Genomic DNA, 14129 nt, shown 5'->3' with positions numbered 1-14129 from the left:
ATCGGAAATGCAAAAGGCGGGAAATACTCCCGCCTTTTTTGTTGCTTTTGTTACCGCAGCCAGCCCGACGGGCGGGGAGCCAGGTCCATCAAACCGCCCTTGGTCGCCTCATCGATTGCCGTGAGTTCCTCGTCGGAAAAGGCAAGGTTTTTAAGGGTTCCCAGATTGTCCTTGAGCTGATCGAGCGTACGCACCCCGATCAGTGCCGAGGTCATTTCCTTGCGTCGCAAGGCCCAGGCAAGCGCCAGTTGCACCATCGATTGCCCGCGATTTTCTGCAATGGGGCCGAGCTTTTGCACTGCATCGAGCACATTGGGTTCGATATGGCTCTGGCGGAGCGAGCCCTTGGGATTGTCCGCGCGCGTGCCTTCCTTTTTACCCTGATTGTATTTGCCCGAGAGCACGCCCTGCGCGAGCGGGGAGAAGGCGATGATGCCAACGCCCAACTCGCCACAGGCGTCGATGGTTTTGTCGTCTTCAATCCAGCGATTGAGCATCGAATAGGAGGGTTGATGGATGGTCAGGGGCACGCCCATGTCTTTGAGGATGGCATGCGCGCGCCGCGTCTCCGCTTCAGGATAGCTCGAAATGCCCACATAAAGCGCCTTGCCCGAATGAACCGCATGGGCCAGCGCGCCCATCGTTTCTTCCAGCGGCGTTTCAGGGTCAAAGCGGTGCGAATAAAAGATATCGACGTAATCGAGCCCCATGCGCTTGAGCGATTGATCGAGGCTCGCCAGCACATACTTGCGCGAACCGAATTCGCCATAGGGTCCAGGCCACATGAGGTAGCCGGCCTTGGTAGAAACGATCATCTCGTCGCGATAGGGATGAAAATCGCGGGCCAGAACCTGCCCGAACAATTCCTCCGATGAGCCCGGCGGCGGGCCGTAATTATTGGCAAGATCGAAATGGGTGATGCCCTGATCGAACGCGTAGCCTAAAATCTCAAAGGCCGAGGGATAATCGCGGTTGCCGCCGAAATTCTGCCACAGCCCCAAGGAGATGGCTGGCAGTTTCAGCCCCGAACGGCCCGAGCGGCGATATTCCATAGCGTCATAGCGCGCCGGGTCAGCACGATAGGTCATGTCTCGATTCCTCCTGATATAGAGGCTGCGCAAGACGGACGGCAGCCTTTGCATAAGTGGTATGGAAGTTCTACCAGAGTGCATCCCTTGGCCGCAAGCGGCTCGCTTGCCCCGATGGGCGTGAAAATGGTAAAGCGGCTGCCTGTCGAGAATTTGCGGCCCGAAAGCAAACCATGTCCCAGCTTGACCCCAGCCATCCGATCAAGGTCGTCGCACTCTATAAGTTCGTCGATCAGCCAGATTTCGAGAGCCTGAAAGAGCCGATCGCCAGCTTCTGTTGCGAACGGGGCATTCGCGGCACGCTTCTGCTCGCGCCCGAAGGAATCAATGGCACGGTGGCCGGCACGCCAGAGGCCATCGATCAGCTTATTGGATGGCTGGAAGACGGCAATCTTTTCGGCGGTCGTTTCCGGGACGGCGAAGTCAAGTATTCCTCGGCCCCGCATATGCCGTTCCATCGGATGAAGGTGCGGCTCAAGGCTGAAATCGTGACGCTGCGTGCGCCCGAGGCGAACCCCGGCAAGCAGGTCGGCGCCTATGTCGACCCCGAGGATTGGAACGCCCTGATTGCCCAAGACGATATTGTCGTCATCGATACGCGCAACGATTACGAAGTGGCGCTAGGCACCTTTGAAAACGCTGTCGATCCGAAGACGCAAACCTTTACCGAGTTCAAGGATTACGTGGCGGCAAATCTGGACCCGCAAAAGCACAAAAAGGTCGCCATGTTCTGTACCGGCGGCATCCGCTGTGAAAAAGCATCTTCCTATATGCTCTCGCAGGGCTTTGAGGAGGTGTTTCACCTGAAAGGCGGCATTCTCAACTACCTTGAGAAAGTGCCCGAGGAGCAAAGCAGTTGGGATGGGGAATGCTTTGTTTTCGACGAGCGCGTCGCGGTGGGCCATGGGCTCAGGATCGGTTCGGCAACCCTCTGCCGGGCCTGTCGCCAACCGCTAACGCCCGCTGATCGCGAGCGTAGTGAATTTATCGAAGGCGTCCAATGCCACCATTGCGCATCCGAGCGCGATACGGCCAAGCGCGAAGCCGCCGCCGAGCGCCAGCGCCAGATCGAACTGGCCAAGGCGCGCGGGGAAATCCATATCGGCCAGGAGGCATCCGAGATTGCCCGTCAGCGCCGGGAGGCCAACAAGGCACGTCGTGAGGCCGATCGGAAACGCAACGCCAAGACGGAAACTTTGTCATGACGGTCAAACGTATTGTCGCAAACATCGCTGGTGATCCAGATGCTGCACATGCCTTTTATGGCGAGCTTCTCGGGCTCGACATAAAAATGGATATGGGCTGGATCAGAACTTATGGGTCCAGTGAGGGTATGACCGTTCAGATGAGCGTCATGACCCAGGGCGGCTCGGATAGCCCGGTGCCCGATCTTTCCATCGAAGTCGACGATGTCGATGCAGTGCTCGAAAAGGCCAGGGCCATGTCGATACCGATCACCTATGGCCCTACCGATGAGCCTTGGGGCGTGCGGCGATTTTTCGTCCGCGATCCCTTTGGCAAGCTCGTCAACATCCTGTCCCACACAGACGGCTAAGCGTTTCAGAAAAAGTGGATGCTACTTTTTCGGTTTGAGGTCGTTCGTCGCGGCGGCACTTTCGAGTGCCAGCCAGACCACCGACACGACGTTCACCACAATCGGCCTGCGCGCCGAACACAACCTGACGCTCGGCGCCATGCCTGCCACGCTGTCGGGGACCATCGGCTGGCGGCATGGGATCGGCGATACCGCGCCGACAGCCACCCATGGCTTTTCGGCTGGTGATGCCTTCACCGTGACGGGCAGTCAGGTTGCGCGCGAGACGCTGGTGCTTGAGGCCGGGTTCGATCTCGAGCTTTCCGAAACCGCTGTCTTTGGTCTCTCCTATCACGGCCAGATCGCAGCCGATGCCCAGGACCACGGCTTCAAGGCCAATCTCGCTATCCGGTTTTGAGCTTATCCGGGGCACCGCACCGACAGCGCCGAAGGGCTTTCAGATGATCGTGCTGAGGTTGCCCTCGAACTTTTATCCAGCGGCATTTGGAGCCGGTGCGAATATGAGCCCCTGCTTCACCTGCAATTTCATATGAAATCAATACGTTAACCAATTCTCGCAAAGTACCGAACGTCTGCGCCGGTTCGCAACCCTATTGGTTCGAGCCCTTGGTGATGGCTGGATGGCGTTCAACCTCAAAGTCAATTTGCCGCAAGTCATTAAAGTTGAGTTTTTTAGTCATAATAATAGTTTCACAGGTCCTCACACGATTCTTTTGACCTTTAGGACCATCATCGATGACCAGAATATTCTACTGCACCTATGCCGCATTGGCACTTAGTGTCTTGCCCCCGTCAGTTGCCTATGGGCAAGCCGTGATATCCGAGCTTGCGCTTGGCCGGCATAACGATGCGGTTTTCGGAAACATCGGTGCGTTCATCCCATTTATCGACGTCGACGGGACGGTCGCCTATGGTCAGTTTCGCGGCGGCATCCTTCCCTCAAGCACCACCTATGGCACGATTGGGTTTGGTGTTCGGCATCAAGTAAGTGATTCCTGGGTTTTGGGCGGCCATGCACATCTGGGCGTGACGGGCTCAGGGAATGGGCATAGATATCAGCAGGCCATTTTGGGTGTTGAAGCATTCAATGGCATGCTTGAGTTCCGCAGCAACGCTTATCTTCCGATTGGGCAATCTCGCCATCGTGCTGATGAATATAGTGCATTGACGGTAGAAACCGGACAGATCGGCATCAGGCAGGGGTATGAGCAAGCCATGACGGCTTTTGATGTTGGGGCGGGTGTAACCTTGCCGTTAAATCGGAGCGAGGACATGAGCTTGAAACTTTTTGCAGGTGCGTACGCTCAATTCGCCGAGGATATCCAGCCTGTTTATGGCGTAAGTGGTGGCGCCGAACTCCGAGTTTCCGATCTCAACGATCATCTGCCGGGAGCAGAGCTCACACTGGGAACCGACTTTACCCACGACCGCTACAACGGCACCAATACTTCCATCTATGGCCGGATTAGCATGAGTTTTGGCGTTGATGCCTCAGCGACGGATCCGCTGTATTCCAGGGTCGAATATAATCCCGTTGTTCGCGTGCAAGCAGGCGCTTATGGCCACGTTCAAAGGGCTTTAACCTCAGACGGGCGTGTCGCTGGGGTATTGGAAACCATCGACGAGACAACCGGGGATATTGCTGCGATCAATGAAGTTCTGCATTTGTCTGGCCAGAACGCCATTCTATTGGCATCGGGTGAACTGATTGTTGATAACGCTATTGAGCTGGCTAATGGCCAGATCTGGCTCGGCGGTGGAGGAAGACTAGAACTGCGTGCCGAAGAAACCGGAACGATACTGGAGCTTGTCAATTCTCGGTCTGTTACCAATGTCGTGGCGTCCAATGCGGCAAATGACGTATTCCGCATGGCGGACTATGCCCAAATCATTGCCACCTACATTGAAGGTGGGGATACTGCAATTTCTGCGCATGGTGTTTCCGGCATCTCGGTTGATGATGTTGTTATTTCCGGCGCAGCGGGACACGGGATCCACCTGGAAGAGGTGACGGGAGCAAGTATTGCGAATGTCTCGGTATCGGACTTGGTACAATGCGCAAGTGGTTGTGGATTTGCTTATTCCAATCCCGATAAGGCATTTCACGCAGGGCTCTATACCCGAGGCGTAACAGATCTTGTGGTCGATGGCTTCTCGGTCGACAATAGCACCTATGGCGTCTTTGTTGCGGCCAAGTTGTCCGAACACTCTGCCGCCATGCAGTCAAGGGCCGAGCGGATAGAATTACGCAACATTGATATTCAGAATACCCGCGAAGAAGCACTCTTGTTGTCCATGGCCGACAACGTCGCAATTTCCGATCTCCGGATTGACAATACCGGGATGGCGCTAACCAAGGACTCGGTCGTGTTTCTCAACACGACCAATGCCAGTTTGACCCGTGCTGACATCGCCGGTGGCATCAACGGCGTAATGATTGCCAACGCTCCGATTTCCGCTGCACCGCGGACTGGCAACATAAGTGTCGCCGACGTTTCTATACGCGATACGACGCTCGGTGGCCTTTTCTTGAATCCTGCAGATAATCTCACCTTCCGGAATGTCACAATGGAAAGAACCGGAACAGCTCCCTGGAGCCGTGGAATATTCATGTTGGGCGGTTCAAACGGTACTCTTTTGACCGACATTGAGTTCGACAATGTAAGTGTGTCGGAAACCGGTGGGTATGGTCTCCAGGCCATGGGCGATATCGCGAACGTGAATGGTGCTCTCAGCGTTTCGGGAGCGGCGGCCGATTGCACCTACAATGTCGGCCCCTGGATGGGTAGCTTCTCTCAGGATCCTGGCCATACGTTCTCGGTCAACGGCAATGTGATCGAGCCCGCTCCATCAGGTTCCTTGTGTTGAAAAACAACTGGCTAGGACTGGCTTTGGGTGCTCCCTGCGAGCACCCAAAGGCACAGATTTGATCGCGTAAAATGGGAAGTCTTAGTCGATCAGGTGGGGTTATCCGGCATCTGTCCGGCCAGCAGCTTCTTGAGTTTCGCGTTCTTGTCCCCCAGAATCTTCAACCTCCGAGCATCAGAAACGTCCAAGCCGCCATACTTCACCTTGTATTAATAAGGGCCGGCACTGCTGAAGCGATGCTTGCGACGGACCTCCGCAGTCAGCATCCCCGCCTTCTGCTCCTCAGTAAACTGTTGCGCTCCATATCTGGCTCGTTTCGATGGGCCAGAGCCTATTTCAAACTGGATTAGGTCTTAGGGCAACGTCAGCGGACAGCGATTTTGCCCGCCTATAGGATTGGCAGGATTTCTGGATCGTCAACTCCTGCTAGGTTTGGTGATGGCTGGAGGGGAAATTCCTCTCCAGCCTTTCAGTTGGCGAGAGAGATATGGTCCAAGATAAACCGATCGTGGCAGCGCTTTCCGCGGCTCGCTCCAAAAAGCTGCCAACCGCTCACGGTTTCCAATTGCCTTGGCTTGCTGGTGCGCGCAATCCTCAACTTTCGGCTTTTATGCTTGATCGGCGTTGCCCGTGCGAGCGCTTTTGAAGTGCCGGGAAAGCTGCAACCCGGCAAATATCACAATGACGCCGAGATAGGTTGTCCAGCCGGGGATTTCGTCAAAGACAAAAAATCCGGTCGCCGTAGCCAGAACGATCGAAAGATAGCCGAGCGGCGCCAACATGTTGGCGGGGGTGGATTGATAGGCACGCAAGAAACAGTATTGCCCTAGTTGCGCCAGTAGCCCGATGCCGAAAAGCAGTGGCCAGTCACCAATCTGGACCGGTTGCCAGGCAAGGACGGCTGGCAACAGGGTCAACAGGGACAGTCCGACAGTGTAGAACACCATCATCACGGTTGTATTTTCGTCCTTGAGGGCTCGGGTCTGAATGGCCGCCATCGAGCCAAAAATCACCGAACCAAATGCTGCTGCCAGCCCCCAGGTCCAGGGTATATCGCCCGGCGAGACAATGATCAGCACGCCGGCAAAGCCGATTCCTGCGCCGATCCAGCGCATGACGCTGACTTTCTCGGACAAAAACAATACGGCAAGGATCATCACCACCAGCGGCCGCAAAAAGCCAATGGCATTGACCAGCGCCAAGGGCAACGCAGCAAGTGCAGCGAAATTGCATGTTAATGCAAGCGAATTGCAGAAAACACGGAAGCTGTGCCGCCCGGCGCGCCGTGTCGAGAGTACTTCGGCGCGGTAACGCCAGATCATCGGTGTTATGGCTGCTAGTCCGATCAACGAGCGTATGAAGACCAGTTGGATCGCCGGATAGTCGGCGCCAGCGAGCTTCACCAGCGCTGTCATCGCCGTTATGAACACCATATCGGCCAATAACCAGGCGATGCCAGCGCGATTTGCAGTCTCCGGCGCAATGCTCAAGGGACTATCCCGGCTGCACCAGATTGGCCATCAGGCGGAACGCACCCGGCACCAGCCGGTCTAGCTGGTGATGCAATACAAGGCTGGTATGGGTATGTCGTCCTTTCCCGATCGGGGCAGAGAGCAGGGAGCCGGTCAACGGGGCTTCGCCCGTATCGCTCATCGACAGTAAGGGCACATAGGCTTCGTCCCAGTCCGAGGCAAAATAGAGCCCGCGCTCTTTGTCCCAGCCCGAGAAATCCGCCGCGCTGATCGGATTCGGTCCGGCAAGCAGCTTGTGGTTGGGCAGCAGAATATCGACGGGCGCTTTGGGGTCGGTCACGCGCCAGCGTAGCGATGGGGATCCGACAACAATCCGGCGCGGCGGCGTGGCGTCGGGGTCCCACCCATCGTCTGGCCGGTGATAGAGCGTGATCAGGTGTCCGCCCTTTTCCACCCAGTCGCGCAGCTTTTCCCGAGCCGCGAACAGGTCGGGCCGCAGTCCGAACGTGAAGATCCCGACAACGAGTGTGGTATAGGCCGAGAGGTCCGCCGCCAGGCCGTCGCCATCGAGCTCGGTGACGTCCAGCCCCATGCGCGCGAGCCACAGCCCGACCCGGTCCGCGCCGCCCCCGACATAGCCGATCCGCGCGCCTTCCGGCAGCGTGAGGTCCAACGCCAGCACATCCAGCGCTTCGGGCTGGAAATAGCGCGCCCGCCCAATATGGGGATAGGCGATCTCGCTTTGCCTGTAGGCCTGTTCGCCATCGACGGTCAGGTGCAGCCGGTGCGGCCCTTTGGCAAGCCCATCGGGCACCGTCACCGCAAACCCGTTGCTCCCTCGTGCGGCCACTATCCCTCCCGTTGCCTCCAGCGTCGCGCCGGGCGCGGCATTGCCGCGCAGGGTCACACCATGCGTTTTACTCGCCTCACCGACCCGCACGATCAGTACCTCGGGATCCAGGGTCAACGCGTGGCGCGGCACGATCTGCACCGCTTCCTCAAGGTCGATGTGCACACAGGCCTTGCGCCCGCCGACAACCGTTTCAAGCCGCACAGTCACAAGCCCGTTGCCCCCGATAGAGGCAAAGGCGGGCGGATAGGCGTTGGCCGGTTCCGCATCGGCGGCAACCGCCAGTGGGAAACGCGTTAGCGTTCCCTCCCGTGTCGCCGGGCCCGCCGTGATCCGCTGCGTCAGCACGGGTGTGAGCGTGACGGGCGCTACATGCCGGCCAGCATCGACACGCACAATAAGCTGCGTCTCCGCCCCCGGCGCCAGCGCGTTCTGGTGCGCCCAGGCGTTCACGCGCAGTCCGGCTGCCAGCACCAGCGCTGCATCGATCTCGCTGCGCTTGCGCACCAGCCGGTGCGCATGTGCTTTCGGCGCCCCAATGAGCGCGGTGTCTATCTCCGCACCCGCCGCCACAAGTGCATCCGCGATCGTTCCGGTATCGGGGAAGGCGGCAATCGCCTTATCGATATGCCCTTGCGCAGCGACCAGTGCCCGTGCGGCTTCGCCCGCGAACGCTTCGGCCAATGCGCCAAGACTGGCGGGCAGCCCGTCGCGAATATCGGTCTCAGCGCCATTGCCACCGGCTTTCAGATGCAGCGGCCAGAGCGTCTGCGCATCGGCGCGCCAATGGCCCATACCCTGCGAGGCGTGATAGGCGCGCGACCATTCTCCGATTTCATCGTAATGCGCTCCGGTCGCAGCATCGATGCCAGGAGCCAAAAAGGTAACGGTGGTGGGCGGGGGTGGGATTTCGTCGTCATATGTGCCGCCACCGCCGGGCCATGCCGGAAGGTAGAACTTACCTGCGTTCCAGGGCATCAATCCTTCATCCCGGTGTTCGCGGAATGCTTCGGGATCGGCGGCGAGAGCCAGCGCGGTTTCGGCGGCCTCGGTCATCGCGCGGTGGTGCCCGTGCTGGCCAGGCACGTCGAGAAAGGTCGGGATAACGATGTCGGGTTTGAATTGGCGATAGGCGCGCACGAGGCGCTCTACCGTGCGCTCATGCCCCCAGCGTGTAAGCGTGTCTTTGCCGTTCTTGGAGAAGCCGAAATCGTGGACCGGGTCGTCGGGACCATGCCCCAGCCACGCAATATCGGCATCCAGAACCCGTGCGGCCTCTTCCATCTCCCGCGTGCGCACTACGCCCAGCGCGCCTGTGCGTTCGGGACCGAGGCTGTTCTGTCCGCCTTCTCCGCGCGTTGAGCACGCAATAACGGTTCGCATGCCCATCCCGAAGCGCATCGCCGCTAGCATACCGCTTTGCTCATCGTCCGGATGCGCGCCAGTATGCATTACGGTGATGACTGAGCCCAAGCGGCTTAGCGCCCTGTGCAATTGAACGAGATGAGGGCGGGATTGGCTGCGCTGGAGGCGCTCTTTATCGGTGAGCATGGCACGAGAACTTCGTCAGGTTGTGAGTTGCAATCGCATGGGGGGCGTTGCGGTGCTCAGATGTGGGGAAACGGCATCGAGAAGCGGCAGCGCTGCTGCGCCCAGCGCTGCGGTCAGTTGCCCTGTTTGCCCGATCAATACGCGTGGATGGGTGCGGCTATGCCGGGTTGCGATTGAAACGGGCAAGGGCTCGAGCGCTGCGATAACCGCTTCGAGCACGCAGTCAGGTAGCCCGCCGCCGAAAATCACGGTTTCAGGGTCGAAGATGTTTTCGAGCATGGATACGGTTGGCGCCAGATAATCGGCGGCCTCGGCAATCCAGTCGAGCAGTAGTGGCTCACGGGCTCGATACAAAGCCTCTATGGTCTCCACGCTGTTGATCGAATGCCCGGCGGCGGCCACCCTGGCCCTGAGCGCGACCACTGAAACGAAATTTTCAAGTGCGCCGTTCGGCCCGTAAATGGCCGGGCGGTTGCGCGGGGTTATGCCAATATGGCCGATCTCGCCTGCATTCCCAAAAGCGCCCCGCAAAGGTCGACCGTCCTGGACAACACCAAGTCCCAATCCGGCACCGAAATAAATGTAACAAAAATTGCTGATCTGCCGACCCGCGCCATACAGCCGTTCGCCGACTGCAGCGGCGGTTGCGTCGTTGTCGAGACTCACGACATGCCCCGTTGCCTCTTCGATCAAAGGCACCGGATCAACTCCGTGCCAACCGGGCAGGGTTGCCGGGCCGACCGAACTCATGGCCTCGACCTCGAATGGTCCGGGCATCACCACGCCAATGCCCAGAATACGGCGACCGCCGCCCTTCGCTGAGAGTGCCGCGACCTCTTGCGCAACGCGTCCGGGAATCGCGGCGGGGCTGGTATCGACAAGTGGGCTGTAAGCCTGAGCCTTGATGCGCCCCGAGAGATCGAGCAGAACGCTTACCATATGATCGGCCGCAATCTCGATACCGACCGTCATGGGGCCATCGGGGTTAATGGCGAACTGGATAGGGGGTTGGCCGCGACCCGAACGCAGCCTGCCCTTCTCGATAAGCAGACCTTCTTCGAGTAATTCATCCACGATATTGGCTACCGCTTGCGCGGTAAGCTGCGCATAGCGTGCGATCTCGGTGCGACCAAGTTCTCCGCGCAAGCGAATAACTTCGAGAACCACTCGACGGTTGTGCGCTCGGTTGCGGCCGGGATTGGTGCCAATGGCAAGCCTTTTGGCGTGTCCGCCCGGTCTCTTGCTTTTGTTCATGGCCCCTCCCTAAAGCTGGTTCGGAAAACTTGGAACCAGTATTCGTATACGGCACCCTCCGGGTGCGAATTTGCAAGCGGCTCGACGTTCCATTGGACTCTATCCGTCAACAAGTGACTCGGATGCCAGTTGCAATCGGTTCGTGGCACCGTTCCATCGACACATTCGTGCGGACCGCCTGAAGGAGAGGCTAGGGCGAGAAAATGAATAACTCAAGTAAATTATTTTATTGACAATCACCCGATCGTCGCTTCACCTTGAACCAGGAACTGTGGGAACCCGCGTTCTGACAAGGAGGCGACCCTATGCAGCGGGAGGGAATTACAAAACCGCTTGCAGGGGCATCAAGGAGGTTTAAATGCGCAATCGTTTCACCATCGCCGGGCTTGCTACCGGTTTGTCCATGATGGCGCTGGGCTCGGCCCAGGCGGTCGAGATTGAATATTGGCAATATGTGTTCGACAGCCGCGTGCAGGCCATGGACCAGCTCATCGCCAATTTCGAGGCAGCCAATCCCGACATTACCGTCAAGCACGTCACCTTCCCCTATGCGGATTACCAGACCCGCGTGACCGCGGCCAAGCTGGCCGGGCAAGGACCTGATGTCGTTCAGCTTTTCTATGGCTGGCTCGACAATTTCGTCGCCGGCGAACTGATCCAGCCGCTCAACCCGGAAGTCTTCCCCCACGAGGAGATCGAAAGCGAGTTCTTCCCCATCGTCAGCGCAATGAAGCGCGGCGACGACTATTATGGCCTGCCGACGGCAGTGCGGTCGCTGGCTCTGTTCTACAACAAGAAGATCTTCGAGGAAGCCGGACTCGACCCAGAGAACCCGCCAGCCACACTCGACGAGCTGCTTGCAGCAGCCGAAGCGACAGTCCAGCGTGATGGCGGCGGCAACATCACCTCGGTGGGCATTGCCATGGGCATGGCCGCACAGGATCACCATTGGTGGCGCGAGGGGCTTATCCGCCAGTTCGGCGGGCAACCCTATTCCGATGATGGCCGCGCCGTCACCTATAATGACGAGGCCGGCATTGCCGCCACAACCTGGCAGGCCGATCTCTACCGTACCCATGGCGTGACCCAGATCGGCTTCATGGACGAGCCGCAGGCTGCCTTCCGGGCCGGTCTTGCCGCCATGTCTATCGACGGCACCTTCCGCCTCGGCGCTTTCAATGCCATCGAATCCTTTGAATGGGGCGTGACCGAGCTTCCCGCCAATGCCGATGGCTATCGTTCCAACTATGCGAGCTACTTTGCCAATGCCATCGGCTCGAGCGCCTCGGGCGAAGAGCTCGAAGCCGCCGAGAAGTTCCTGGCCTACATTTCCTCGCCCGAAGCCATGGCGATCTGGCTCGATGTGGTGGGCGAGTTGCCTGCCCGTCAGTCCGCTGCGCTCACCGATGAAAATCTTGCGCACCCGGTCTATGGGCCCTTCCTCAAGGGCCTCGAATATGCCCACACCACCGTGTTCGTGGATGAGGCTGCCCAGCGTCAGGTTGCGCTCGATCTCGAAGCCCGGATCTCGATCCAGGGACAGGACCCCGCCGCCTCGCTTGCCGAGGCTGCGGCTGCGGAGCAGGCCATTCTCGACGCCTTCTTTAGCCGCTAAAGTCCAGACCGCCGCCGCCCAAGCGGGCGGCGGCGGTATTGATGCCGCGGGGCGCGGCGAGGGGAAAGGGAAGTGACAATGTCCTCTGGAACAGGGGTCGGCCCGGTTGAAAAAACCGGGGTCTGGGACCGCTTTACGATTGGTCAGAAGCGTGTGATATGGGCATGGGCTTTCCTTGCCGTGCCGATTGTCTTTTATGTCGGTATCCGCTTCTATCCGACTTTCCAGGCCTTCTGGCTGTCGTTCACCAACTGGGACCTGTTGCGCCCGGCCCGCTTCATCGGGCTGGCCAACTACCAGAAAATGTTTGCCGATCCGGTGTTCTGGAAGGTGTTCCAGAACACGTTCAGCTATCTCATCATCGGCACGCCGGTCAGCCTCGTCGTCTCCTTTGTGATCGCCTATTACCTCGACCGCGTCCGCTTCATGCACGGGTTCATCCGCGCGCTCTATTTCCTGCCATTCCTGACCACTGCCGCCGCGATGGCCTGGGTGTGGCGCTGGTTCTACCAGCCGGTGCCCATCGGCATCATCAACGGCTTCCTCGCCAATGTCGGGCTGCCCTCCCAGCCGTTCCTGCGCTCCATGGATCAGGCGCTGCCCGCCATCATGGTGACGGCCATCTGGGCCGGACTGGGTTTCCAGATCATCATCTTCATGGCCGGACTGCGCGCCATACCGCAGACCTTCTACGAGGCCGCTCGTATCGACGGGCTGGGGGAATGGGCGATTCTGCGCAAGATCACGCTGCCCCTGCTCAAGCCCACCACCGTCTTTCTTGTCGTTTTTTCCTCGATCGGCTTCCTGCGCATTTTCGATCAGGTCTACAACATGACGACCAACGATCCCGGCGGGCCGCTCAATTCCACAAAGCCGCTGGTTCTGATGATTTATCAGACCGCCTTCTCCTCCTATGACATGGGCTATGCCGCCGCGCAGACCGTGGTGCTGTTCACCATCCTTCTGGTGGTCTCGCTGCTGCAACTCTGGGTGCTGAGGAAACGCTGATGACAACCCTGACCGCACCCCGTTCCAGCGTCGAGCTCGCCGCAAACCGCAAGTCGATCCATCCCGGCCGCGTCATGGTCTGGACGCTCCTGTTCATCGGCGGCGTCATCATGGTGACGCCCCTGCTGTTCATGTTCTCGACCTCGCTGAAATCGGCTGGACAGGTCTATGACCTGCGGTTGATCCCAGCCGCGCCGACGCTCGACAATTATGTCAAGGTCCTCTCGGACGGGCGCTTCATGCGCTGGTTCTTCAACTCGACCTTTGTCGCCCTCTGCGTCACGCTTTCGAATGTGTTCTTTGACAGCCTCGTGGGCTACACGCTGGCCAAGTTCGATTTCCGCGGCCGCTATCTGGTCTTCATCGCCATTCTGTCCACCCTGATGATCCCCACCGAAATGCTGGTCATCCCGTGGTATCTGATGAGCGCGCAGTTCGGCTGGATCGACACGTACTGGGGCATCATGTTCCCCGGCATGATGACCGCCTTCGGCACCTTCCTCATGAAGCAGTTCTTCGAATCCGTTCCCGACGATTTCCTCGAAGCCGCGCGGGTTGACGGGCTCAACGAGTTCACCATCTGGTGGCGCATCGCCATGCCCATGGTCGTCCCGGCCATCTCGGCTCTGGCCATCTTCACCTTCCTTGGCAACTGGACGGCCTTCTTCTGGCCGCTGATCGTCACCAACAGCCGCGAGCTCTATACGCTCCCTGTCGGTCTCTCGAGTTTTGCCGTCGAGCAGTCGATCCAGTGGGAAATGATCATGACCGGCGCGGCGCTGGCCACCATTCCGACCCTGCTGGTCTTCCTCGTCCTGCAACGCTTTATCGTGCGCGGCGTCATGCTGGCCGGGCTCAAGGGATAATG

The 14129-nt window shown here is 58.9% G+C and carries 11 protein-coding genes; 7 read left to right on the top strand and 4 right to left on the bottom strand.

All coding sequences use genetic code 11. From position 1 onward, the window contains the following. Nucleotides 1-50: 50 nt before the first annotated feature. Nucleotides 51-1088 carry an aldo/keto reductase gene (locus tag EO133_RS13010; RefSeq protein ID WP_127073086.1) on the bottom strand — a complete coding sequence of 346 codons (1038 nt, stop codon included), beginning with the start codon at nucleotides 1086-1088 and terminating at the stop codon, nucleotides 51-53. Nucleotides 1089-1261: 173 nt separating this feature from the next. Here EO133_RS13010 and trhO point away from each other — a divergent pair, with 173 nt between their 5' ends. From trhO to EO133_RS12990, 4 genes are all read left to right on the top strand, one after another. Continuing rightward, on the top strand, nucleotides 1262-2293 hold the full coding sequence (trhO, locus tag EO133_RS13005) for an oxygen-dependent tRNA uridine(34) hydroxylase TrhO (protein WP_127073085.1): 1032 nt from the start codon (nucleotides 1262-1264) through the stop codon (nucleotides 2291-2293). Beyond that, nucleotides 2290-2643 carry a VOC family protein gene (locus EO133_RS13000; protein WP_127073084.1) on the top strand — a complete coding sequence of 118 codons (354 nt, stop codon included), beginning with the start codon at nucleotides 2290-2292 and terminating at the stop codon, nucleotides 2641-2643. The genes trhO and EO133_RS13000 overlap by 4 nt, the downstream gene beginning before the upstream one ends. A 34-nt stretch (nucleotides 2644-2677) precedes the next feature. Then, a complete protein-coding gene (locus EO133_RS12995) occupies nucleotides 2678-3040 on the top strand; it encodes an autotransporter domain-containing protein (protein WP_244640615.1) in 363 nt (120 codons plus the stop codon). Between the two features lie 338 nt (nucleotides 3041-3378). Then, complete coding sequence (locus tag EO133_RS12990) at nucleotides 3379-5511, top strand: inverse autotransporter beta domain-containing protein (RefSeq protein WP_127073082.1); 2133 nt, start codon at nucleotides 3379-3381, stop codon at nucleotides 5509-5511. A 608-nt stretch (nucleotides 5512-6119) separates the two neighbouring features. Here EO133_RS12990 and EO133_RS12985 read toward each other — a convergent pair. The 3 genes from EO133_RS12985 to EO133_RS12975 are packed head-to-tail and all read right to left on the bottom strand — an operon-like array spanning nucleotide 6120 to nucleotide 10638. Beyond that, nucleotides 6120-7001: a DMT family transporter gene (locus EO133_RS12985; protein ID WP_244640616.1), complete on the bottom strand. Its 882-nt coding sequence runs from the start codon at nucleotides 6999-7001 to the stop codon at nucleotides 6120-6122. A 4-nt stretch (nucleotides 7002-7005) separates the two neighbouring features. Beyond that, entirely contained in the window at nucleotides 7006-9384 is a 2379-nt protein-coding gene (locus EO133_RS12980; protein WP_127073081.1) for a PIG-L family deacetylase, read from the bottom strand. A 15-nt stretch (nucleotides 9385-9399) separates the two neighbouring features. After that, nucleotides 9400-10638, bottom strand: a complete 1239-nt coding sequence (locus EO133_RS12975; RefSeq protein WP_127073080.1) for an ROK family protein — start codon at nucleotides 10636-10638, stop codon at nucleotides 9400-9402. A 358-nt stretch (nucleotides 10639-10996) separates the two neighbouring features. Here EO133_RS12975 and EO133_RS12970 point away from each other — a divergent pair, with 358 nt between their 5' ends. The 3 genes from EO133_RS12970 to EO133_RS12960 all read left to right on the top strand — a co-directional run bounded on the left by EO133_RS12970 (nucleotide 10997) and on the right by EO133_RS12960 (nucleotide 14127). Further along, a complete protein-coding gene (locus tag EO133_RS12970) occupies nucleotides 10997-12253 on the top strand; it encodes a sugar ABC transporter substrate-binding protein (protein WP_127073079.1) in 1257 nt (418 codons plus the stop codon). A gap of 78 nt (nucleotides 12254-12331) precedes the next feature. After that, nucleotides 12332-13261 (top strand): carbohydrate ABC transporter permease, encoded by a 930-nt coding sequence (locus EO133_RS12965; protein ID WP_127073078.1) that lies wholly within the window; start codon nucleotides 12332-12334, stop codon nucleotides 13259-13261. Then, on the top strand, nucleotides 13261-14127 hold the full coding sequence (locus EO133_RS12960) for a carbohydrate ABC transporter permease (RefSeq protein WP_371870907.1): 867 nt from the start codon (nucleotides 13261-13263) through the stop codon (nucleotides 14125-14127). The genes EO133_RS12965 and EO133_RS12960 overlap by 1 nt, the downstream gene beginning before the upstream one ends. Nucleotides 14128-14129 lie beyond the last annotated feature (2 nt).

The sequence above is a fragment of the Pelagibacterium lentulum genome (assembly GCF_003992625.1).
In the GTDB taxonomy this organism is placed as follows: domain Bacteria; phylum Pseudomonadota; class Alphaproteobacteria; order Rhizobiales; family Devosiaceae; genus Pelagibacterium; species Pelagibacterium lentulum.
Note: the sequence above shows the minus strand (reverse complement) of the source record. Positions and strands in the feature narration are given on the sequence as shown.